This window comes from Microbispora sp. NBRC 16548 (assembly GCF_030268985.1).
In the GTDB taxonomy this organism is placed as follows: Bacteria; Actinomycetota; Actinomycetes; order Streptosporangiales; family Streptosporangiaceae; genus Microbispora; species Microbispora catharanthi.
On record NZ_BSSF01000010.1, the window covers coordinates 317,129 to 338,527 of the forward strand.

General features: G+C 71.9%; 20 protein-coding genes. 8 read left to right on the forward strand and 12 right to left on the reverse strand.

The window, feature by feature from the left end:
* Positions 1 to 73: 73 nt before the first annotated feature.
* Both QSK36_RS27715 and QSK36_RS27720 read left to right on the forward strand, forming a co-directional pair.
* Positions 74 to 3,442, forward strand: coding sequence for a phosphodiester glycosidase family protein (locus QSK36_RS27715; protein WP_285784396.1), 3,369 nt, complete (start codon positions 74 to 76; stop codon positions 3,440 to 3,442).
* Positions 3,443 to 3,627: 185 nt separating this feature from the next.
* Positions 3,628 to 4,002: a DoxX family protein gene (locus QSK36_RS27720; RefSeq protein WP_183542720.1), complete on the forward strand. Its 375-nt coding sequence runs from the start codon at positions 3,628 to 3,630 to the stop codon at positions 4,000 to 4,002.
* Here the strand turns inward: QSK36_RS27720 and QSK36_RS27725 are convergent.
* The 4 genes from QSK36_RS27725 to QSK36_RS27740 all read right to left on the reverse strand — a co-directional run bounded on the left by QSK36_RS27725 (position 3,935) and on the right by QSK36_RS27740 (position 7,601).
* Positions 3,935 to 4,771 (reverse strand): WecB/TagA/CpsF family glycosyltransferase, encoded by an 837-nt coding sequence (locus QSK36_RS27725; RefSeq protein WP_285784397.1) that lies wholly within the window; start codon positions 4,769 to 4,771, stop codon positions 3,935 to 3,937. The two genes, QSK36_RS27720 and QSK36_RS27725, sit on opposite strands and share 68 nt — an antisense overlap.
* Before the next feature lie 143 nt (positions 4,772 to 4,914).
* Complete coding sequence (locus tag QSK36_RS27730; protein WP_183542724.1) at positions 4,915 to 5,862, reverse strand: glycosyltransferase family 2 protein; 948 nt, start codon at positions 5,860 to 5,862, stop codon at positions 4,915 to 4,917.
* Entirely contained in the window at positions 5,859 to 6,782 is a 924-nt protein-coding gene (locus tag QSK36_RS27735; RefSeq protein WP_285784398.1) for a sulfotransferase family protein, read from the reverse strand. Before QSK36_RS27735 ends, QSK36_RS27730 begins: the two co-directional genes overlap by 4 nt.
* 129 nt (positions 6,783 to 6,911) lie before the next feature.
* Positions 6,912 to 7,601: a helix-turn-helix transcriptional regulator gene (locus tag QSK36_RS27740; RefSeq protein ID WP_285784399.1), complete on the reverse strand. Its 690-nt coding sequence runs from the start codon at positions 7,599 to 7,601 to the stop codon at positions 6,912 to 6,914.
* Between the two features lie 128 nt (positions 7,602 to 7,729).
* Here QSK36_RS27740 and QSK36_RS27745 point away from each other — a divergent pair, with 128 nt between their 5' ends.
* From QSK36_RS27745 to QSK36_RS27760, 4 genes are read left to right on the forward strand one after another with little or no spacing between them, the layout of a single operon-like run.
* Positions 7,730 to 8,251, forward strand: a complete 522-nt coding sequence (locus tag QSK36_RS27745) for a DUF2231 domain-containing protein (protein WP_285784400.1) — start codon at positions 7,730 to 7,732, stop codon at positions 8,249 to 8,251.
* A 34-nt stretch (positions 8,252 to 8,285) separates the two neighbouring features.
* Positions 8,286 to 8,714 carry a hypothetical protein gene (locus QSK36_RS27750; protein WP_183542731.1) on the forward strand — a complete coding sequence of 143 codons (429 nt, stop codon included), beginning with the start codon at positions 8,286 to 8,288 and terminating at the stop codon, positions 8,712 to 8,714.
* A 1-nt stretch (position 8,715) separates the two neighbouring features.
* The gene (gene folE, locus QSK36_RS27755; protein ID WP_139577276.1) at positions 8,716 to 9,315 is read left to right on the forward strand and encodes a GTP cyclohydrolase I FolE; all 600 of its coding nucleotides are present in this window, start codon (positions 8,716 to 8,718) and stop codon (positions 9,313 to 9,315) included.
* Positions 9,316 to 9,332: 17 nt separating this feature from the next.
* Positions 9,333 to 10,565 carry an NAD(P)/FAD-dependent oxidoreductase gene (locus QSK36_RS27760; protein ID WP_285784401.1) on the forward strand — a complete coding sequence of 411 codons (1,233 nt, stop codon included), beginning with the start codon at positions 9,333 to 9,335 and terminating at the stop codon, positions 10,563 to 10,565.
* Between the two features lie 200 nt (positions 10,566 to 10,765).
* Here the strand turns inward: QSK36_RS27760 and cysN are convergent, their stop codons facing one another.
* Genes cysN through QSK36_RS27780 form a run of 4 tightly spaced genes read right to left on the reverse strand, consistent with a single transcriptional unit; the run spans position 10,766 to position 15,194 of the window.
* Positions 10,766 to 12,028: a sulfate adenylyltransferase subunit CysN gene (cysN, locus tag QSK36_RS27765; RefSeq protein ID WP_139577274.1), complete on the reverse strand. Its 1,263-nt coding sequence runs from the start codon at positions 12,026 to 12,028 to the stop codon at positions 10,766 to 10,768.
* Positions 12,028 to 12,942 (reverse strand): sulfate adenylyltransferase subunit CysD, encoded by a 915-nt coding sequence (gene cysD, locus QSK36_RS27770; protein WP_139577273.1) that lies wholly within the window; start codon positions 12,940 to 12,942, stop codon positions 12,028 to 12,030. The genes cysN and cysD overlap by 1 nt, the downstream gene beginning before the upstream one ends.
* An 11-nt stretch (positions 12,943 to 12,953) precedes the next feature.
* On the reverse strand, positions 12,954 to 13,727 hold the full coding sequence (locus tag QSK36_RS27775) for a 3'(2'),5'-bisphosphate nucleotidase CysQ (protein WP_183542735.1): 774 nt from the start codon (positions 13,725 to 13,727) through the stop codon (positions 12,954 to 12,956).
* Between the two features lie 3 nt (positions 13,728 to 13,730).
* Complete coding sequence (locus tag QSK36_RS27780; RefSeq protein WP_502883346.1) at positions 13,731 to 15,194, reverse strand: sugar transferase; 1,464 nt, start codon at positions 15,192 to 15,194, stop codon at positions 13,731 to 13,733.
* A gap of 75 nt (positions 15,195 to 15,269) precedes the next feature.
* Between QSK36_RS27780 and QSK36_RS27785 the strand changes: the two genes are divergently transcribed.
* Complete coding sequence (locus tag QSK36_RS27785) at positions 15,270 to 15,917, forward strand: 3'-5' exonuclease family protein (RefSeq protein WP_285784402.1); 648 nt, start codon at positions 15,270 to 15,272, stop codon at positions 15,915 to 15,917.
* On the opposite strand, the gene pth is transcribed toward QSK36_RS27785, so the two are convergent.
* Positions 15,892 to 16,503 (reverse strand): aminoacyl-tRNA hydrolase, encoded by a 612-nt coding sequence (gene pth / locus QSK36_RS27790; RefSeq protein ID WP_139577271.1) that lies wholly within the window; start codon positions 16,501 to 16,503, stop codon positions 15,892 to 15,894. The two genes, QSK36_RS27785 and pth, sit on opposite strands and share 26 nt — an antisense overlap.
* 81 nt (positions 16,504 to 16,584) lie before the next feature.
* Positions 16,585 to 17,181, reverse strand: a complete 597-nt coding sequence (locus QSK36_RS27795) for a 50S ribosomal protein L25/general stress protein Ctc (protein ID WP_183542739.1) — start codon at positions 17,179 to 17,181, stop codon at positions 16,585 to 16,587.
* Between the two features lie 291 nt (positions 17,182 to 17,472).
* Here QSK36_RS27795 and trpS point away from each other — a divergent pair, with 291 nt between their 5' ends.
* Positions 17,473 to 18,552, forward strand: a complete 1,080-nt coding sequence (trpS, locus tag QSK36_RS27800; protein ID WP_285784403.1) for a tryptophan--tRNA ligase — start codon at positions 17,473 to 17,475, stop codon at positions 18,550 to 18,552.
* A gap of 55 nt (positions 18,553 to 18,607) precedes the next feature.
* Here the strand turns inward: trpS and QSK36_RS27805 are convergent, their stop codons facing one another.
* On the reverse strand, positions 18,608 to 19,585 hold the full coding sequence (locus QSK36_RS27805) for a ribose-phosphate diphosphokinase (protein WP_142565047.1): 978 nt from the start codon (positions 19,583 to 19,585) through the stop codon (positions 18,608 to 18,610).
* A gap of 272 nt (positions 19,586 to 19,857) precedes the next feature.
* Positions 19,858 to 21,327 carry a bifunctional UDP-N-acetylglucosamine diphosphorylase/glucosamine-1-phosphate N-acetyltransferase GlmU gene (gene glmU, locus QSK36_RS27810; RefSeq protein WP_285784404.1) on the reverse strand — a complete coding sequence of 490 codons (1,470 nt, stop codon included), beginning with the start codon at positions 21,325 to 21,327 and terminating at the stop codon, positions 19,858 to 19,860.
* Positions 21,328 to 21,399: the final 72 nt, after the last annotated feature.

Consider the following 21,399-nt stretch of genomic DNA (forward strand, 5'->3'; position numbering starts at 1 on the left):
TTCGGGATTGTCTACCTTCAGGCCCGTTATTGCTTGGAGGTACAAAATGCGCAAATTTGCGCACATTGTCGCCGTGGCAGCGGTCGTCGCCGCGGGCTCGGTGGCCGTCCGCGGGACCGCATGGGCCGAGGCGCCCCCCGGTGACAGGCCGGCCGAACCGCCCGGTTACCAGACCACCGTCCCCGGCGATTCGGTCGAGGCGGCCCGCGCCGACCGTGTGATCGCCCCCGGCATCGTGCTGACGTCGTTCGACGCTTTCGGCCGTACGGGCTGGACCCGCACGCACGTGCTCAACGCCGACCTGGCGGACGACCGGGTGGACGTCGGCATGGTCGGCGGCGCGCTGACCGAGACGCGGGCGCTGTCGAAGTCGGCGGACGCCGCGGGAGCCGTGGCCGCGGTCAACGGGGACTACTACGACATCAACCAGACCAACGCGGTCATCGGCCCCGAGGTCAGGGACGGCCAGGTGCGCAAGGCGACCACCCAGCCCGCCACGGTCGCCTCGGTGGGCGAGGACAAGATCGCCCGGCTCGCGAGCGCGCTGCTGGAGAGCACGGTGGCGGTGGGCGGCACGGACCATCCGGTCGCCTCGCTCAACTCGGCGTCCCTGCCCGCGAACGCCGTCTCGGTCTTCACCGACCAGTGGGGGCCGGGCCTGCGCACGCTGATCGGCCACGGCACGCCCGTCACCGAGCTGGTCGTCTCCGGCGGTGTCGTCACGGCGGTGAACGACGCGGTCACCACGACCTCGGTGCCCGCCGGAGGATTGGTGGTCGTGGGCGTGGGGAGCGCGGCGGCCCCGCTCGCCACCGCCAAGGCCGGCGACCCGGTGACGCTCACCACCGGCCTGCGCACCGACTCCCCCGCGAAGGTGCGCACCGCGCTGGGCAGCGGGGCGGTCCTCGTGCGGGACGGCCAGGCCGTCGACTTCCCGCCCTCGACGGGCAACGACGCGCCGAAGCCGCGTACGGCGATCGGCTGGCGCGACGGCGGCAGGCGGCTCCTGCTCGTGACCGTCGACGGCTCGGCCAACTTCTCGGCCGGTCTGAGCTTCGACGAGACCGCCAAGCTCCTCGTGCGGCTCGGCGCCGACGAGGCGTTCATGCTCGACGGCGGCGGCTCGTCCGATCTCGTCGCCCGCACGCCCGGCGACGCCGGGGTGAGCGTGGTCAACACCCCGTCGGACGGCGGTGAACGGCCCATCCCCAGCGGAGTCGGGCTGTTCGCCGCGAAGGGATCGGGAGCACTCAAGGGCATCGCGGTGCGGACGAGCGCGCCGCGCGTCTTCCCCGGGCTCACCCTCGGCGTCTCCGCCGCCGGATACGACGAGTCCTACGCCCCGGTCGCCCTCGACGGCGGCAAGGGCGACCCCGTCCGGTGGAACGCCGGGAAGCTCGGCACCGTGCGCGACGGCGTGCTGCACGCCGAGCGTTCCGGGGAGGGCGAGATCGAGGCCCGCTCCGGGCGGGCGCACGGCGCCTCGGACGTCCGCGTGCTCGGCGATCTGTCCGCCGTCGCGTTCACCGAAACGAGCCTGACCCTGGACGCCGGCGGCTCGGCCGTCGTGGGGGTCGCCGGCACCGACGCCGACGGCTTCGACGCGCCGATCGCCGCCCGCGACGTCGACCTGGACTACGACACGGCCGTGGTGAAGATGGAGCCGCGCGACGACGGATCGTTCACGGTCACCGGGCTGGAGGCGGCCGACGGCCGCGGCGCCGTGATCACCGCGACCGTCCAGGGCAAGGTCGCGCACCTGCCCGTCGCCGTCGGGCTGAAGCGCGGCTCGCTGGCCGAGTTCGACGGCGGCGAGCCCTGGGGCGTCTCGACCGCCAAGGCCACCGCGTCGGTGGCGGCCGTCGACGCCGCGGACCGCCCCGGCGCGGCGGCCGGCAACCAGGCCCTCGCGCTCACCTACGACTTCACCGGCACCTCCGGCACCTCGGCGGCGTACGCGGTGGCCAAGCCCGGGCCGCTGACCCTGCCGACCGGCACCAGACGGCTCGGCCTGTGGGTGTACGGCGACGGCCGCGGGCACTGGCTGCGGGCCACGCTGCGGTCGCAGGGCACGACGAACGTCCCCTTCACCTTCGCCTCCGTCGTCGACTGGACCGGATGGAAGTGGGTCGAGGGCGCCCTGCCCACCGGCTTCACCGAGCCGATCACGCTGCTCAACGTGTACGTGGTGGAGACCTCCAACCTCGCCAAGGACGCGGGACAGCTCAGGTTCGACGGGCTCACCGCGCTGGTCGGGCAGGATCTCGCCACCGGCGACACCCGGACCCCCGATCCGTTCGTCCTGGAGCAGGCCGACATCGACCGTTCGCGCTGGCGGTTCGCGATCATGTCCGATCTGCACGTGGGCGCGGCCGGGGGCACGACGTCGTTCGCCGCGCAACAGGCGGCCGCCGCGCTGAAGCAGGCCGTCGCCGCGAAGCCCGACTTCATCGTGATCAACGGTGACTTCGTGGACAACAACACGCCGGCCGACTTCGCGCTCGCCGAGGAGATCCTCAAGGCCAACGTGCCGGCGGACCTGCCGGTCTACTGGACGCCGGGCAACCACGAGTCCGGGGCCACGGCGACGGGGACCCTGAACGGCTTCCTCGCCACCGGGCGGCCGGCCCACCAGGTGTTCGACCACAAGGGCACCCGCTTCGTCCTGCTCAACACCACGCTGGGCGGGCTACGGACGTCCGACTGGTCGCAGGTGCCGGAGCTGCGGCAGGACCTGGAGGCCGCGGCGAAGGACAGGTCCGTGAAGTCCGTCGCGGTCGTCTTCCACCACCCCCTCCGCGACCCCTCGGGGGCGGGCGCGTCCCAGTTCTCCGACCAGCGGGAGGCGGACCTCGTGGAGAAGTGGCTCGCCGACTGGCGGGAGTCGTCGGGCAAGCCGGTCGCGTTGTTCACCGGCCACGCCCACACCGCCGCCGCCACCAGGTCGGACGGCGTGCTTGAGGTCACCACGCCGCCGGTGGGCAAGACGCCCTACAGCTCCCCGGACAAGGGCGGGTTCTTCGGGTGGGACCTCGTCGGCGTCGATCCCCGGCCCGGCGAGGTCGAGGCGGGCCGTCCCAGCCCGCAGACCCGCGACTGGGTCGTGGCGCGGACGAACCCGCTGATCGACAAGATCTCCCTGTCGGCGCCCGGCGCGCTCGCCCCGGGCGCCTCGGCGGAGGTCTCGGCGACGGGCACCACCAGCGGCGCGAACCTGACGTTCCCGCTGGCGTACCCGGCCAGCGTGACGTGGAGCGGCGACCGCGCCCTCGCGATGGCCGAGTCGGCCGCGGACGCGAAGAAGGCGGCACGCCGCCACGGCGTCGTCGCGGTGCTCGACCTGTCCACGCACACGCTGACCGGCGTACGGCCCGGCCAGGCCACCCTCACGGTCACGTCGGGAGGGCAGACCGCCTCGGCCACGATCACCGTGGCCCAGTAGGCCCGATGAGAGCGGGCCAGCAGGCCCGATGAGAGCGGCGGGCCGGTCTCCCTCACCGAGGGCGGCCGGCCCGCCGTTCCGTATCCGCGTTCGCGGCCGCGACAGCCGTGCCGGCGATCCGCGGCGACGGCCGCGGCTCGCCCATCCGCTACATTTCGCTCTGCTGCCGCAAGAACGGACTCCCCATGAACATCGTCCTGTGGGTCATCGCCGGCCTGCTCACGCTCGCCTTCCTCGTCGCCGGGGTGATGAAACTCGCCCAGCCGAAGGACAGGCTGGCCGTGTCCGGCATGGCCTGGACCGAGGACTTCTCCACGGGCGCGGTCAAGGGCCTCGGCGCTCTCGAGGTGCTGATCGCCTTCGGCCTCGTCCTGCCCGCCGTCACGGGCATCGCCCCGGTGCTGACGCCGCTCGCCGCGCTCGGCATCGCCCTGCTCATGGCCGGAGCGGTCGTCGTCCACGCCCGCCGCGCGGAATCCCCGGTCATCGTCGTCAACCTGGTGCTCCTGGTGCTGGCCGCCGTGGTCGCCTGGGGCCGCTTCGGCCCGTACGCCTTCTGACCCCTGTTTCCTCGCCCCTGCTTCGCGACCGGAAAGCCCTGCGCAGCAGGGCGCCCGACAGGAGGCGGAGGGCGAAGGGGAGGTCGTCGACCAGGTAGCGGCGGGCGAGCCGCTGGGGCTCGCTGATCAGGCGGAACAGCCATTCGAGCCCGTGGTCGCCCATCCAGCCCGGGGCCCGGCGCACCGAACCGGCGGCGAACGCGATGGCCGCGCCGCACCCCACGAACCAGGCGCCCGGCAGGTCGGCCCGCAGCTCCGCGACGAGCCGGTCCTGTCGCGGGAACCCGAGTCCCACGAAGACCAGGGAGGGCCGCGCGGCGACGAGCCGCCCCCGCACCTCCGCCAGCGCCGCCGCGCTGGTCTCGAACCCGTACGGCGGAGCGTGGACGCCCGCCACGACCAGACCCGGATGCCGCCCGCACAGCGCGTCCCGCGCCGCCTCGGCGACGCCGGGCGGTCCCCCGATCAGGTAGACGGGCAGGCCGCGGTCCGCGGCGGCCCCGGTCAGCGACCAGATCAGGTCGGCTCCCGTCACCCGTTCCGGCAGCGGACGCCCGAGCAGGCGCGACGCCCAGACCAGCGGCATACCGTCGGCCACGGCGAGTTCGGCCGCGTCGATCAGCGCGCGCAGGGCGGGGTCGCGGGCGGCGGCACGGCAGATGTCCACGTTCGGCGTGACGACGTGGCCGCCCGTGCCGCGCTCGAGCGCGCCCATCACCCGCGCGACCACCTGTGCCTCGGTGAACGGGTCGAGCAGCACTCCGCCCACGCGAACCCTGTCCCCATGAACCCTGTCCCCACGAGCCCTGTCCACACGGACCCCGGCACCCCATGCCCGGACGGCCCCGGACCACTGCCGCACCGGCGTCGCCGGGTCCACGGCCGCCGTACGCGCCGGCGCGGGCTCGGCCATCAGATGCCGTGGCCGCGACGGTGGAGGGCGTGCAGCACGGCGCGCGGGCTGACCAGCCCTCCGGCGACCACCAGCGCCACCGCCGCCCTCGGCTCACCCGGCCGGGCGGAGAAGGCGCGCAGCGACCAGCGGGCGGCCTCGCGGCGCCGGCCGAGGGCCGCGTGGCAGAAGGCGAGCTGCCCGTAGACGCGGGCCGCGCCCCGCGGTTCCGCCGCCAGCCCGGGATGCCGGGCGAGCATCCACTCCAGCCCCGCGATCCGGTCGGCCCAGCGTCCCACGTAGTGCGAAGAGCCCCAGCGCACCCGCACGAGCGGCCGGTCGACGTGGACGATCGGATGCCGCCAGGCGGCCCGCAGCGCGAGGTCCCAGTCCTCGTTCTGACCGGACGGCGCGCTCTCGTCCACCCATGTCCAGCCCCGGCGGAACAGGAACGTCGAGGAGTGCACCATCATCATGCGCGAGCGGGTGAGGTGCCGATGGGTCACCCGGCCGGTGCCGGCCAGCCGCGGCACCCTGCGGTCGCCGTACTCGACCTCGACGGCGCAACTCGCGAAGCCGGCGTCGGGCTCCTCCGCCAGCGCGGCGACCTGCGCGGCCAGCTTGCCGGGCAGCCAGAGGTCGTCGTCGTCGCAGAAGGCGACGAAGTCCGTGCCGAGCACCGAGATCCCGGTGTTGCGCGCGCCCGGCAGGCCGGCGGCCCGCCGGTTGCCCAGCACGCGGACGCTCCTGACCGCTCCCCCCGCCTCCGATCCGGCCCTCGGACAGGTCGCGGAACCGGAGACGCCGGACACCTGCTGGGCGACGAGGGAGGCCGACACACCGTCGGCCACGACCACCACCTCGACAGGGCCGGCGTACTCCTGGGCGAGCACCCCGGTCAGCGCGGCCCGCAGCGGGCCGGGCCGGTCGCCCCGGGTGGGGACGACCACGCCGACGGACGGCCTCATCGCCGCGCTCCCGGGCGGTAGACGAGGCGATAGCCGTAGAAGAGAAGAAGGGGGAGGGTGATCGCGGTGACCAGCCACCGCTGGGACCGGGGCAGGGGCGCCGGACGGTGGCGTATCTCGATCGGTCCCACCGAGAAACGCATCGGGTTGCCGGAGACGGTGTGCGCGACGCCGAGCAGCGCTTCGCGGTCGTCCAGGAAGGCGAACCCGCCGGTGGGAAGTCCGAGCCGCGCGGCCAGACGTCCCAGCGTCGCGCGCGGATCCCGCACCAGGTCCTCGTGACGCACCCGGACGACCTCCACGCCCTTGCGGCGCAGCACCTCGAAGGCCAGGTTCTGGGCCAGCCAGTGGACGGCGGTGCGCACGGGCGTCCAGCGGGTCATCGGCCGCCCGTCCTCGGGCCTGCGCACCCTGCGCCGCCACGACGCGGCCACCGCCCGCGGGTCGCGCACCACCTGCACGACCCGCATATCCATGATCGACGTCAGGCAGTACGCCAGGGAGGCGTGCTTGCTGGAGTCGACGACGACCCGGGCGTCGGCCACCTCCGCCGCCGCCGCGTAGATGCGCGCGTACGACCGGACGTATTCGGCCAGTTCGGCCTCACGGGTCGCCAGCCCGAGAGCGAGGACGGGCACGCGGCGGGTCCGGTCGACGCGGGCGCGCAGGCCGGGCAGCCACGCCGCCTGGCTCTGCCGCCACTGTCCGAACGCGCGGGCGCCCACCTTGACCCAGAACGGGCACTGGGAGAACCGCTGCCCGCAGCCGCAGGGCTCGTCGGCGCGTACGCCGCGGTCCCACAGGTGGACGACCTCGCCGAGCGGCGCCACGCCGGGCACCTCGCCGAGGAGGCGTTCGAGCAGAGTGCTACCGCTGCGTCCGAGGCCGCCCACGAAGATCACCGGCTGAGCGTCGGCCACGTGTCCTCCACGGATGGATGCGAAACGTGACGACCCTAGCGCGGAGGGTAATCGGACGACCCCTAATCGCCAAAGGATCTACGACCCCGCCGCCTGCGGCGGAATGGGATCACCGGGGCGGGGGAAGCCTCAGGAGGAGCGCAGTTCGACACAGCACTCCCCCGGGCGCGGCACCAGGACGGCCCGCACCCTGGAGGCTTCCAGGCCGGTGAGCATGCCGTCGAGGAAGGCGTGGTTGACCCCGCAGACCAGTTCGGGGGCTCGCGCCGCCAGTGGATGGAACGGGCAGTTGCGCAGCCGCACACAGGTGGGAGACTCGCGGCCGGGCTCGAAGCCGTGCCGCGCGAGCAGGCTTTCGAGCAGCGTGAGGGCGCGTTCCGCGCCGAGCCGGCCGGGCTTGGCCCGGGCGCGTTCCGCGGCGCCGATCTCTTCGCCGTGCCGACCGGCCACCCGGACCGCCGCCTGGCGGGCGCTTTCGCCTTCGCTCTCCGCGAGGACGGCGTCCATGAGGATGTCGGCCAGTACCTCGTGCCGGCGTTCGGGGATCGTGACGCGGATGTCGGTCTCGGCGGGTTCGTAGACCTTCGGGGTGCGGCCGACCTTGCGGATGCCGCCGACCGCCTCATAGCGGGCGCGCAGCAGGCCGGCGTCGACCAGTTTGTCCAGATGGAAGGCGGCCAGCTTGCGGGAGATTCCGACCGAGGCGGCGGCCTCGTCCCGGGTCACGGGGCGGCGCGCCCTGCGGATGTAGGCGTACATCCCCTGCCGCAGCACGTCGTCCAGTGCGGCCACCGCACTGATCGAGGGATCCGTCGTCACCCTGCCACGATAACGCCCGCCGGTGCGGTCGAAAACAGTATCCCCTCCGATGTACGCGTACTCCTTGACCGCCAGGCCGAATAAGACCAACATTCTTTGGCGTAAATACGTCGCACGCGGAGGTCCGGATGAGCGGTGAGCTGCACGAGGCGAAACGACCGGTGAGCGCGGTGCTGGCCGGGCCGTACGGCCATCCGTTCCACCCGATGCTGGTCGCGGTGCCCATCGGGGCGTGGGTGGCGAGCATGGTCTTCGACCTGGCGTCCCGGTTCGCGCCCAGTCCGGGGTTCCTCGCCGAGGGCTCGAAGTGGCTGATCGCCATCGGCGTGCTCGGCGCGCTGGCCGCGGCGATGGCCGGGTTCCTCGACCTGTTCGCCATCCCGGCGGGCACCCCGGCGTTCCGCACGGGTCTGCTCCACATGGGGTTGAACCTCGTGATCACCGCCGCGTACGCCGCCGGCTTCCTGTGGCGTCAGGCCGGCACGGCGGCGGGCATGACGACAGGCGCGGTCGCCCTCGGCCCGCTGCTGCTCTCGGCGGGCAGCCTGGCGCTGCTCGTGGTCTCCGGCTACCTGGGCGGCAAGCTCGCCTACCGCTACGGCGTGCGGGTGGCCGACGAGGCCACCCAGGCCGACGGTTTCCGGCGCTGACCCTCATCCCACCATCGCAGAAGGAGAATTCATCATGGGTATCGCGGCACTGGTCACATGGTTGCTCACCGCGGTGGGCGGCTTCGTGATGCTGGGCATCTGGATCGCGAGAGGCGGCCGGCGCACCAGCCGCTTCTCACCGGGGCTGATCTTCGGTCACTTCGCGCTGGCCGCCGCCGGGCTGGTCGTGTGGATCGTGTACCTGTTCGCCGGCGTCGCCGCCCTGGCGTGGGTCGCGCTGGTGCTGCTGGTCCCGGTCGCGCTGCTGGGCTTCGCGATGTTCGCCCGGTGGATCCCCGCCTACCGCGCCCGTACGGCGGTGGCCGGCGGGCCCGGCGCCACCGGCACGGCGGGACCGCCCGAGCGGCGCTTCCCGGTCGCGGTCGTGGCCGGACACGGTCTGCTGGCGGTGGCCACCGTGGTGCTGGTGCTGCTGACCGCGCTCGGCATGAGCGGCGGCTGAGATGCGTTCCGGTAACGCCCTGCGGGTGATCGACGAGCCGCGCGACGGTGTGGACCTGGCCGCCGCCGAACGCGCGGCCGGCGAGTTCCTGGAGGCGCTGGGCATCTCGACGGATTCCGAGAGCCTGCGGGAGACTCCGGCGCGCATGGCCAAGGCGTATGCCGAGCTGTTCACGCCACGCCCGTTCGACCTCACCACCTTCCCCAACGAGGAGGGCTACGACGAGCTCGTGCTGGCCCGGGCGATCCCGGTCCGCTCGGTCTGCGAGCATCATCTGCTGCCCTTCGCCGGAGTCGCGCATGTCGGCTACCTTCCCGGCGACCGCATCCTCGGGCTGTCCAAGCTGGCCCGCGTCGTCGAGCACTTCGCCCGCCGGCCGCAGGTGCAGGAACGGCTCACCAAACAGGTGGCCGACTGGCTCGCCGACCGGTTGCGACCCGCGGGGGTCGGCGTCGTGATCGAGGCCGAGCACACCTGCATGACCCTGCGGGGCGTACGGGCCGTCGGCTCGACCACCGTCACCTCGACGCTGCTGGGCATCCTTCGGGAAGACGCCCGATCCCGTCAGGAGTTCTTCGCCCTCACCGGCACCCGCACCTGAACAAGGAGACCATCGCCGTGACACAGCAGAGGTTCGTGATCGTCGGAGCCGGCCTGGCCGGCGCCAAAGCCGCCGAAGCCCTGCGCGAGCAGGGATTCGACGGGCGGATCACGCTGATCGGCGCCGAGCCGCACCGCCCCTACGAGCGGCCCCCGCTGTCCAAGGGCTACCTGATGGGCACGACCGACCGGGCCGGCGTCTTCGTCCACCAGGAAGGCTGGTATGCCGACCACGACGTCGAGCTGCGGCTCGGCGTCGCCGCGGCCGGCCTCGACCGCGGCGCCCACCGCGTCGAACTGGCCGACGGCAGCGCGATCGAATACGACAGGCTGCTGCTGGCCACCGGGGCCCGCCCGCGAAGGCCGCCGATCCCCGGCGCAGCAGCACCCCACGTGCGCTACCTGCGCCGGATCGAGGACTGCGAGGCGCTCAGGGACGTCCTCGGGAGCGTGTCCCGGCTGGCGGTGATCGGGGCCGGCTGGATCGGGCTGGAGGTCACCGCCGCCGCACGGCAGGCCGGCGTCGCGGTCACGGCGCTGGAGACGGCGCCGCTGCCCCTGCTGCGCGTGCTCGGGCCCGAGGCGGCCCAGGTCTTCGCCGACCTGCACCGCGACCACGGCGTCGACCTCCGGCTCGGGGTCACAGTCAGCGAGATCACGCCCTCGGGCGTACGTCTGGGCGACGGCGAAGAGATCGACGCCGACGCCGTCCTCGTCGGTGTCGGCGCCGAACCCGACGTACGGCTCGCCCTGAGCGCCGGGTTGCACGTGGACAACGGCATCGTGGTGGACGCGACCCTGCGGACCGGCGACCCGGACATCGTCGCCGCCGGGGACGTCGCCAATGCCTACCACCCTCTGCTGGGCACGCACGTACGGGTCGAACACTGGGCAAACGCGCTCAAACAGCCCGCGGTCGCCGCCGCCACCATGCTGGGCCGGGAGGCGGTCTACGAGGAGCTGCCCTACTTCTACACGGACCAGTACGACCTCGGCATGGAGTACGTCGGCCACGTCGAGCCCGGCGGCTACGACCAGGTCGTCTTCCGGGGCGACGTCGCGGCCCGGGAGTTCATCGCCTTCTGGCTCAAGGGCGATCGCGTCCTGGCCGGCATGAACGTCAACGTCTGGGACGTCGTCGAGCCGATCAAGACGTTGATACGCACCGGAACACCCGTCACGCCCCAAGCGCTGGCCGACGCCGGCCGGCCACTGGAGATCCTCGCCGCTCCTCGGAGCGGGGAAGCCTGACCCTTGATCAGACACCCTGCCGACGGTCTCCACTGGACCTGAACACGGGCCTGAAGGACGGGCACCGGGCAGCGCCGCCGAATGAGCTGAAGCGCTGCCCTGTGCTGCCCTGTGCTGCCCCGTGCCGCCCTGTGCCGCCCTGTGCCCCGCCCTCGCAGGCCGTCCGAGCGGGACCTCCCAGGTCCTTCGGGAAGCGCCGGTCAGCGCGCGTCGACGATCATCCCGGCGCCGACGGTGCCGTTGGTGGCCTCGTCGATCAGGATGAAGCCGCCGGTGAGGCGGTTGCGGGCGTAGTCGTCCACGAACAACGGCTGGGTCGTCCGCAGCGACACCCGGCCGATCTCGTTCAGGCCGAGAGCGGTGGCCGACTCGTCCCGGTGCAGGGTGTTGACGTCGAGCCGGTAGTGCAGGTCCCGCACGAGAGCCCGGGCCGTACGGGTGGTGTGCTTGATGATCAGCTTGGAGCGCGGCTGGAGCTTCAGGCCGTCGGCCATCCAGCAGATCATCGCGTCGATCTCCTGAGCGGCCTGCGGCTGGTTGTTCGGCCGGCAGATCATGTCGCCCCGGGAGATGTCGATGTCGTCGCCCAGGCGCAGCGTGACCGACATCGGCGCGAACGCCTCCTCCACCGGGCCGTCGAAGGTGTCGATCCCGGTGATCGTCGTGGTCAGGCCGGAGGGCAGGTGCAGCACCTCGTCGCCCGGCTTGAGCACGCCGCCCGCGACCTGCCCGGCGTATCCCCGGTAGTCGTGCAGCTCCTGGCTGGTCGCGCTGTGCGGGCGGATGACGTACTGCACGGGAAAGCGCACGTCGACCAGGTTGCGGTCGGAGGCGATGTGCACGTTCTCCAGATGGTGCAGCAGCGAGGAGCCCTCGTACCACGGCATGTTCTCCGAGCGGGAGACCACGTTGTCGCCGTGCAGCGCCGAGATCGGGATGAACGTGAGGTCGGACGCGTTCAGCTTGCTGGCGAACGCGGTGAACTCCTCGCGGATCTCCTCGAACCGGGCCTCGGAGTAGTCGACGAGGTCCATCTTGTTGACCGCGAGCACGAGGTGCGGCACCCGCAGCAGCGTCGTGAGGAAGGCGTGCCGCCGCGACTGCTCCAGCACGCCCTTGCGCGCGTCGATCAGGATGATCGCCAGGTCGGCCGTGGAGGCGCCGGTGACCATGTTCCGGGTGTACTGGATGTGCCCGGGGGTATCGGCGATGATGAACTTCCGCTTGGGCGTGGCGAAGTAGCGGTAGGCCACGTCGATCGTGATGCCCTGCTCGCGCTCGGCCCGCAGGCCGTCGGTGAGCAGCGACAGGTCGGTGTACTCCGTGCCCCGATCGCGGGAGGTGCGCTCGACCGCTTCGAGCTGGTCCTCGAAGATCGCCTTGGAGTCGAACAGCAGCCGCCCGATCAGCGTCGACTTGCCGTCGTCGACGCTGCCCGCCGTCGCGAAACGAAGGATGTCCATCAGAAGTAGCCTTCCTTCTTGCGATCTTCCATGGCGGCCTCGGAGGCCCGGTCGTCGGCGCGGGTGGCGCCGCGCTCGGTGATCCGGGTGGCGGCGATCTCGTCGATGATCTGGTCGATCGTGGTGGCGGTCGAGGCGACCGCGCCGGTGCAGGTCATGTCGCCGACCGTGCGGTAGCGGACGACGGCCTCGAACGTGGGCTCGTCGTCGCCCCGCTGGACCACCTCGGAGTCGGCCAGCAGCATGGCGTCGCGCTCGAAGACCGTGCGGGTGTGGGAGAAGTAGATCGACGGGATCTCGATGCCCTCACGCCGGATGTAGTGCCACACGTCCAGCTCGGTCCAGTTCGACAGCGGGAACACGCGGATGTGCTCGCCCCTGCTGATCTTGGTGTTGTAGAGGTTCCAGAGCTCGGGGCGCTGGTTCTTCGGGTCCCACTGGCCGAACTCGTCGCGGAAGGAGAACACCCGCTCCTTGGCCCGGGCCTTCTCCTCGTCGCGCCGGGCCCCGCCGAACACCGCGTCGAACTCGTGCTCCTCGATGGCGTCCAGCAGCGTCGTGGTCTGCAGCCGGTTGCGGGAGGCCCGCCGCCCGGTCTGCTCGACCACCCGCCCGGCGTCGATCGACGCCTGGACCGACGCGACCACCAGCCGCGCGCCCAGCTCGGCGACCCGCCGGTCGCGGAACTCGATGACCTCGGGGAAGTTGTGCCCGGTGTCGACGTGCATCAGGGGGAAGGGGATCGGCGCCGGCCAGAAGGCCTTCTCGGCGACCCGCAGCATGACGATGGAGTCCTTGCCGCCGGAGAAGAGCAGACAGGGGCGCTCGAACTCGGCCGCGACCTCACGCATGATGTGGATCGCCTCGGCCTCGAGCACGTCGAGCTGTGACGTGGTGTAGTCACGCTGAAGCATGGGGACTTCCTTCACGGAGTCTGGCGATGCAGGTCACGGATTCCGGCGAGCAACGTTGGCGCCAGATCCGGTAGGGAGACCAGGATATCCGGCAGCCAGGGGTCCCCCTGGTTGTAGGTCAGGGGTGAGCCGTCGATCCTGCTCGCGTGGGCCCCCGCCGCGACCGCCACCGCGACCGGCGCGGCCGAGTCCCACTCGTACTGGCCCCCGGCGTGCACGTACGCCTCGACCTCTCCGGTGAGGACCGCGGCGATCTTGGCACCGGCCGAGCCGATGGGGACGAGTTCCCCGCCGTGGCGGGCGGCCAGCTCACGGACGAAATCGGGCGGCCGGGTGCGGCTGACCGCGATGCGGAACGGCTCGCGCACCTTCTCCGGCAGCTCGGGCGGCGCCGCCGTCGTCAGCGTACGACCCTGGGCCGGCAGGGCGACCGCTCCGGCGGTGAGGGCGCCGCGTTCCCACAGGGCCACGTGGACGGCCCAGTCGGCGCGGCCCTGCTCGGAGAACTCACGGGTGCCGTCGAGAGGATCGACGATCCAGACGCGCTCGGCCGACAGCCGCCGGGGGTCCATCCGCTCCTCGCGGGTCGCCTCCTCCGACAGCACGGCGTCGTCCGGCCGCAGCCGCCTCAGGGCGTCCATGAGGAACTCGTGGGACGCGCGGTCCCCGGCGTCCTTCAGCGCCCGGCCGTCCTCGAACCCGAGACGGGCGCGCAGCTCCAGGAGCCGCTCCCCCGCCTCCGTCGCCAGCTCACCGGCGAGGGAATGGTCGTCCCGCATCGTCATTTCTCAGTACGCTCCCGCCCCGCCTGCGACCGCAGACCACGTCTTCCATAAGATCTGCAGATCCAGCATGAGAGACCAGTTCTCGACATAACGTAGGTCCAACCGTACCGATTCCTCCCAGGACAGGTCGGATCGGCCGTTTACCTGCCAGAGCCCGGTCATCCCGGGCCGCACCACGAGCCTGCGGCGCACGTCGTCGCCATACCGCGCGACCTCCTCGGGCAGCGGCGGGCGCGGTCCGACGAGTGACATGTCGCCCCGTATCACGTTGAACAGCTGCGGCAGCTCGTCGAGCGAGTAACGCCGCAGCGCGGCGCCGAGCCGGGTCACCCGCGGGTCCCTGCGCACCTTGAACAGCACGCCGTCGGCGTCGCTGACCAGCTCGACCTTGCGGGCCTCGGCGTCCCGGCGCATCGTGCGGAACTTCAGGATCGTGAACTCCACGCCGTCCCTGCCGACCCGCCGCTGGCGGAACAGGACGGGCCCCGGGCCGGTCGCCCGCACGGCCACGGCGACGGCGGCCAGCAGCGGGGCGAGCACGACCAGCGCGGCGGCGGCGACCAGCCGGTCGAACACGCCCTTGACCAGCCGGCGCCCTCCCGCCAGCTCGGGATGCTCCACGTGCAGCAGCGGGAGCCCGGCGATGGGGCGGATGGCGATCCGCGGGCCGGCCACCTCCATCAGCGCGGGCGCCACCACGAGGTCGGTGCGCGTCCGCTCCAGCCGCCAGGCCAGCCTGCGCAGCGCAGTGCCGTCCAGCTCGGGACAGGCGAGCACCGCCACCGTGTCCGCCCGGACCTGCTCGACCACCAGCGGCACGTCGGTGAAGTCGCCGAGCACCGGCACGTCCGCGACCCGGCCGGCGGCGCCGGTGGGCACACAGGCGGCCACCACCTCCATCCCGTGGTAGCGCTCCCTGCGGAAGGTGCCGACCAGCTCGGCGATCGCCGCCCGGTGGCCCACCACCACGACCCTGCGCATGCAGCCCTCGCCCCTGGCCCGCCTGCGGTGCAGCCGCTGCCGCAGGCCGTACCTCGCCCCGAGGGTGATCACGGTGGCGAGCGGCAGCGCGATCAGCACGTAGCCGCGGGCGATCTCGGTCTTCGACGCGTACGCCGCGATCGCGACACCCGCGATCAAGGTGAAGCCGCCCCGTGCGACCCGGCGGAACTCCTCGGCCCCCACGCCGATCAGGCGCGGCTCGTACGCCCGGCTCAGCACCAGGATCACCGCCCAGACGGCGGGCAGCGCGGCGCTCGCCATCACATAGGGCATCACGTACGGAGTAACCTCGCCGAACCGGATCACCACGGCGGTGACCCCCGCGAGAAGGGCGCCCACGATGTCGCAGACGGCCGCGGTGAGCCGATACCGGACGGCCCACTCGGGAGGCCGCGGCATCGGATGGGCGGGCGAGTCCCGGGACGTGCCGACGGCGACCGAGGACGTGTCACCGTCCAGCACCATCGCCCCCCGTAATCCTGTCAATACCGACGGTGATGGAATGCTAGCGGCCTCACCCCGGCGTCTCAGGGAGATTCGTTGAAAGCCGAAACGTACATATCGGTTGATGTCGAGGCGGACGGCCCGATTCCGGGGCCGTACTCGATGGTCAGCTTCGGCATGACCGTGGCCGGCCGGATGACCGGGCGGCGGTTCGAGCGGACCGACCCGGAGTCCCTGACGTTCTACGCGGAGTTACGGCCGATCAGCGACGACTGGGTGGCGGAGGCGCTGGCGGTGAGCGGCCTCGACCGGGCGACGCTGCTGCGTGAGGGACGCGACCCGACCGAGGCGATGACGGAGGCGGCGGCCTGGGTGCGCGAGGTCTGCGGCGACGACCTGCCGGTGCTCGCGGCCTTCCCGCTGTCGTACGACTGGATGTGGATGTACTGGTACTTCCTCCGCTTCACCGGGCAGTCGCCCTTCGGCCACTCCCGGTGCATCGACATCAAGACGCTGTACGCCGCCAAGGCCGTGGTGCCGGTGGCCTGGGCAACCAAGCGCCAGATGCCGCGCGAGGTGCGGGCGCGGCGCCCGCACACCCACAACGCGCTCGACGACGCCATCGAGCAGGCGGAACTGCTGCAGAACCTCATGCTGTGGCCGGGCGCCGCCCGCGGGCGCGACGCGAGCCGCGTCGGCGGGGCGGCCTCGCCGGATCTCAGCGGGGAGGCTTCGCCGGATTGAGGTCGGCGGCGTGGAAGCGGTTCTGCGTCGCCTCCAGACCGGCGGTCATCAGCGACTCCACCATGTCGGCCGCCCGGTCGACGAGGAACGGCAGGTCCTTGCGCTCGGCCGTGGCGAAGTCGCGCAGCACGAACGTCGCCGCGTCCATGCGGCCCGGCGGGCGGCCGATGCCGAACCTGATCCGCGGGTAGTCGCGCGTGCCGAGCGACTTCGTGATCGACTTCAGGCCGTTGTGGCCGTTGTCCCCGCCGCCGGTCTTCGCGCGCAGCGCCCCGTACGGGATGTCCAGCTCGTCGTGGACCACGATCACCCGGTCGGGGGTCACCTTGTAGAAGTCGGCCAGCGCCTTCACCGGGCCACCCGACAGGTTCATGAACGACAGCGGCTTGGCCAGCACGACCGGGAGCGCGGCCAGGCGGCCCTCGACCACCTCGGCCCGCGATTTGTGCGCCTTGAACCGCCCGCCCACCCGGGCCGCCAGCTCGTCGAGCACCATGAAGCCCGCGTTGTGCCGGTTCCCGGCGTACTCCGGCCCGGGGTTGCCCAAGCCCGCCACCAGCCACCGCTGCGCGGACGTGTCGGACATCGCTGTCTCCTCCGCTGTCTTTCCCCACATGGAAGAGTCCTCCACAGGACACCCTGTGGAGGACTCTCTCACGAACAGGTCCTACTCGGCGGCCTCGGCGCTCTCGCCCTCGGCGGCCTCGCCCTCCTCGGGCAGCTCGGCGGCCGGGGCGCCGATCACCTGCAGCACCAGGGCCTCGGGGTCGCCCGCCAGCGTGGTGCCGTTCGGCAGCTTCAGGTCGCTCGCGTGCACCGCGAAGCCGGCGTCCTTGCCGTCCACGTCCACCTCGACGCCGGTCGGGATGTGGGTCGCCTCGGTCTCGACCGAGATCGTGACGAGCTGCTGCTCGACGATGGCGCTGCCGATCGGGTCGCCGGCGACGGTGACCGGGATCTCGACGGTGACCTTCTCGCCGCGCTTGACCAGCAGCAGGTCGACGTGCTCCAGGAAGCCCTTGATCGGGTCGCGCTGGACGCCCTTGGGCAGCGCGATCTCGTCCACACCCTCGCCCTGCAGGCGGATGAGCACGTTGGGCGTGCGCAGCGCGAGCAGCAGCTCGTGGCCGGGGAGGGTCAGGTGCTTGGGCTCGGTGCCGTGGCCGTAGAGGACGGCGGGGACCTTGTTCCCCCGGCGGATCTTGCGGGCGGCGCCCTTGCCGAACTCGTTGCGAAGCTCGGCGGCGATACGTACTTCGGACACGGCACATCTCCTAGGGATGCTCGTCGGCGGATTGACGCGCTCCCCCTCACCCGCCCTAGCGGAAGGCGTTACGAGCGCAACCCCACCACTCTACCGTCTTGCCGACAGTCCCTTGGTGGCCGTTACACTGGCCGCGTGATTCGTACGTTGTGTCAGGGCTGGTGGCGCTCCACGTAGGAGCGGCCATCTCACACGCGTACGACCGGGCCGTTCGGATGGACGGCCCTTTTTCGTGCTCCCTGAACGAGGGGTCGCCGTCGGAACGGCGGACCACCTACCAAGGGAGAACACGTGACCACGATCCTCGACACCACTCCGGACGACGACGAGCTCGGCGTACCGGCCGCCCGGCGCCGCAGCGCCGAGCTGGAGAGACAGATCCATGAGCGGCCCGGACGGTTCCGCGCGCTGACCGGGGACCGCCCCACCGGGCGGCTGCACCTGGGGCACTATTTCGGCACCCTGCACAACCGCGTCCGCCTCCAGAACCTGGGCGTGGACATGATGGTGCTCGTCGCGGACTACCAGGTCCTGACCGACCGCGACGTCGCCGACCGGCTCGCGGAGCACGTGGAGGACCTGGTGCTCGACTACCTGGCCGTGGGCATCGACCCGGACCGGGCCACCGTTTTCACGCACAGCGCGGTCCCCGCGCTGAACCAGTTGCTGCTGCCGTTCCTCAGCCTGGTCTCCGTCGCGGAGCTGGGCCGCAACCCCACGGTCAAGGACGAGATCGCCCACTCGAGTCAGTCGGCGGTCAGCGGGCTGATGTTCACCTATCCGGTCCATCAGGCCGCCGACATCCTGTTCTGCAAGGCCGGCCTCGTGCCCGTCGGTCAGGATCAGCTGCCTCATCTAGAGGTGGCCCGCACCGTCGCACGCCGCTTCAACAGCCGCTACGGTCCGGTGTTCCCCGAGCCGGAGGCTCTGCTGTCCGCGGCCCCGCTGTTGCTCGGCACCGACGGAGGCAAGATGAGCAAGAGCCGGGGCAACGCCATCGCCCTGGCCGCGACCGCCGACGAGACCGCCCGGATGATCCGCGGCGCCAAGACCGACGCGGACCGCCACATCACGTACGACCCGGTGGCCCGGCCCGAGGTCTCCAGCCTGGTCCTTCTGGCCGCGCTGTGCCTGGACCGCGACCCGCACGAGGTGGCCGAGGAGATCGGCGGCCGGGGAGCGGCCGCGCTGAAGGCCGTCGTCACCGACGCGGTCAACGATCACTTCGCGCCCATCCGGGCACGGCGCGCCGAGCTGGCCCTGGACCGCGCCCACATCCGCCGGGTGCTTCGCGACGGCAACGAGTGGGCCAACGCCATCGCCGACGACACCCTCAAGGAGGTGCGGGAGGCGATGAAGGCCCTCTACTGAAGGGCGCGCGCGGGCCCCCGGACGGCCGTCCGACCAGACCGGGGGCCCGCACCGCTCAGCTGTCGCCCTCGAAGAGGCTGGTGACGGAGCCGTCGGTGAAGACCTCGGTGATCGCCCGGGCGATCAGCGGGGCGATCGACAGGACCGTGAGGCTGTCGAACCTCTTCTCCTCCGGGATGGGCAGCGTGTTGGTCACGACCACCTCGGAGATGCGGGAGTTCTTGAGCCGGTCCACGGCCGGGTCGGAGAAGATGGCGTGCGTGGCGGCCACGATGACGTCGGTCGCGCCGTGCTCGTACAGCGCGTCGGCCGCCTTGCAGATCGAGCCGCCCGTGTCGATCATGTCGTCGATCAGCACGCAGGTCCTGCCGCGCACCTTGCCGACCACCTCGTGCACCTTCACCTGGTTGGCCACGTCGAGGTCGCGCCGCTTGTGGATGAACGCCACCGGCGTGCCCAGGCTGTCGGACCAGCGCTCGGCCAGCCGTACGCGGCCGGTGTCGGGAGAGACGATCGTGGTGGTCTCCGGGTCGAGCTTGCCGCGCAGGTAGTTGATCAGCACCGGCAGGGCGAACAGGTGGTCCACCGGACCGTCGAAGAAGCCCTGGATCTGCGAGGTGTGCAGGTCGATGGACATCATCCGGTCGGCGCCCGCCTGCTTGAACAGGTCGGCCATCAGCCTGGCGGTGATGGGCTCGCGGCCGCGGCCCTTCTTGTCCTGCCGGCTGTAGCCGTAGAACGGCATGATCACGGTGACCCGCTTGGCGGAGGCGCGCTTGAGGGCGTCCACCATGATCAGCTGTTCCATGATCCACTGGTTGATCGGCGCGGTGTGGCTCTGCATGACGAAGGCGTCGCAGCCGCGCACGGACTCCAGGTATCGCACGTAGATCTCGCCGTTGGCGAAGTCACGCAGCGCCGTCGGTGTGATCTCGACGCCGAGGGCGTTCGCGACCTCGTCGGCCAGTTCGGGGTGGGACCGGCCGGAGAAGAACATCAGGTTCCGCTCACCGGTCGTCTTCTTGCCGCTCATGCCGCGCTCCTCGCGTGTCGAGCCTGTTCGCCGTACCGGGCCTGGTTCTGGGGCCGGGCCGGCCGTAACGCCGTTCCCTCGCCTCGCCCGGGGCTCGCAAACCCCTTCGCCCGGTCGATGTGGTCGGTCACGGTGTCCTCCTGGCCTGGCCCTTCGGCGCTACGCGGTCAGACCGCGCCTCGTACTCTTACCTGTCCCCGTACGGCCCGCGGGGAGGCGGGCCGCAGGTGGTCCTAATCGCCGGCCCTAATCACCGGCCCTAATCACCGGCCCTAATCACCGGCAGGGTCTCCGCCGTTCGCCGCGGCCGCGTCGCGGGCTTCGATCGCCCGCCGGGCCGCCTCCGCCGACTTGGTGCCGGCGCGGCGGCGCGTCACCCAGCCCTCGACGTTGCGCTGTTTGCCGCGGGCGACCGCCATCGCCCCGGGCGGCACGTCGGATGTGATCACGGATCCGGCGGCCGTGTACGCTCCGTCGCCGATCGTGACCGGGGCGACGAGCATGTTGTCGCTGCCCACGCGCACGTGGTCGCCCACGACAGTGTGGTGCTTGGAGACGCCGTCGTAGTTGACGAAGACGCAGGCGGCACCGATGTTCGAGCCGACCCCGATGGTCGCGTCGCCGACGTACGTCAGGTGCGGGACCTTGGAGCCCTCGCCGATCCGCGCGTTCTTGGTCTCGACGAACGCGCCGATCTTGCCCTTGGCGCCGAGCACGGTGCCGGGGCGCAGGTAGGCGAAGGGGCCCACGGCGGCGCCGGGACCGATCTCCGCGCCGTCGGCGACGGTGTTGCGCACGATCGCGTCCTCGCCGACGACCGTGTCGGTCAGCGTGCTGCCCGGCCCGACCTCGGCTCCCGCCCCGATCCTGGTGGCGCCCTTGAGCTGGGTGCCGGGGTGGATCACGGCGTCTGGCTCCATCTCGACCCCGGCGTCGACCCATGTGCTGGGCGGGTCGACGACGGTCACCCCGGCGCGCATGTGCGCCTGCAGGATGCGGTCGTTGAGCACGCGCCGGACGAAGGCGAGCTGGACGCGGTCGTTGACGCCCTCGACCTCGGCGTGGTCGGCGGCCACGTGCGCGCCCACCCGGTGGCCGTCCTCGCGGAGGATGGCCAGCACGTCGGTCAGGTACTCCTCGCCCTGGGCGTTGGCGGCGCCGATCCGCTTCAGGCCGTCGGCCAGGAGCGCGCCGTCGAAGGCGTACACACCCGAGTTCATCTCGGCGATCGCACGCTGCTCGGGGGTCGCGTCCTTCTCCTCGACGATCTCCAGCACCGCGCCGTCCTCGGCACGCACGATCCGGCCGTAGCCGGTCGGGTCGGGGACGACGGCGGTCAGCACCGTGACGGCGTTGCCGTCGGCGGCGTGCCGTTCGAGCAGGGCCGCCAGGGTCTCGGTGCGCAGCAGCGGCGTGTCGCCGTACGTCACCAGGACGGTGCCGTCGATCGGGCCCTCGGCTTCGAGCGCGGTGCGCACGGCGTGGCCGGTGCCGTTCTGCTTGTCCTGGACGACCGTACGGGCGTCCACGGAGGTCGTCGCGAGATGGGCGCCGACCTGCTCGCGCGCGTGCCCGATGACCACGATCAGCCGCTCGGGCGACAGGCCGCGTGCGGCGGCGAGCATGTGGTCGACGAGCGTTCGGCCGCAGACCTCGTGCAGGACTTTGGGGGTTTTCGATTTCATCCGGGTGCCCTCGCCGGCGGCGAGGACGATCACGGCTGCCGGGCGCGGCACACTCACGGACTGAGGCTCCCTCGGCGTCGCGGCTTACTACACGGATCGTGACTGTACAAATCGGGTGCGGCTTCCCAC

Excerpts from the sequence above, each read along its gene's own strand:
- cysD (WP_139577273.1), bottom strand. The coding sequence starts at position 12,942 with ATGCTTCAGCGTGACTACACCACGTCACAGCTCGACGTGCTCGAGGCC.
- QSK36_RS27775 (WP_183542735.1), bottom strand. The coding sequence starts at position 13,727 with ATGACGATGCGGGACGACCATTCCCTCGCCGGTGAGCTGGCGACGGAG.
- QSK36_RS27720 (WP_183542720.1), top strand. The coding sequence starts at position 3,628 with ATGAACATCGTCCTGTGGGTCATCGCCGGCCTGCTCACGCTCGCCTTC.
- QSK36_RS27780 (WP_502883346.1), bottom strand. The coding sequence starts at position 15,194 with ATGGTGCTGGACGGTGACACGTCCTCGGTCGCCGTCGGCACGTCCCGG.
- QSK36_RS27745 (WP_285784400.1), top strand. The coding sequence starts at position 7,730 with ATGAGCGGTGAGCTGCACGAGGCGAAACGACCGGTGAGCGCGGTGCTG.
- QSK36_RS27730 (WP_183542724.1), bottom strand. The coding sequence starts at position 5,862 with ATGAGGCCGTCCGTCGGCGTGGTCGTCCCCACCCGGGGCGACCGGCCC.
- QSK36_RS27805 (WP_142565047.1), bottom strand. The coding sequence starts at position 19,585 with ATGAGCGGCAAGAAGACGACCGGTGAGCGGAACCTGATGTTCTTCTCC.
- QSK36_RS27750 (WP_183542731.1), top strand. The coding sequence starts at position 8,286 with ATGGGTATCGCGGCACTGGTCACATGGTTGCTCACCGCGGTGGGCGGC.
- pth (WP_139577271.1), bottom strand. The coding sequence starts at position 16,503 with ATGTCCGACACGTCCGCGCAGCGGTGGCTGGTGGCGGGCTTGGGCAAC.
- folE (WP_139577276.1), top strand. The coding sequence starts at position 8,716 with ATGCGTTCCGGTAACGCCCTGCGGGTGATCGACGAGCCGCGCGACGGT.
- cysN (WP_139577274.1), bottom strand. The coding sequence starts at position 12,028 with ATGGACATCCTTCGTTTCGCGACGGCGGGCAGCGTCGACGACGGCAAG.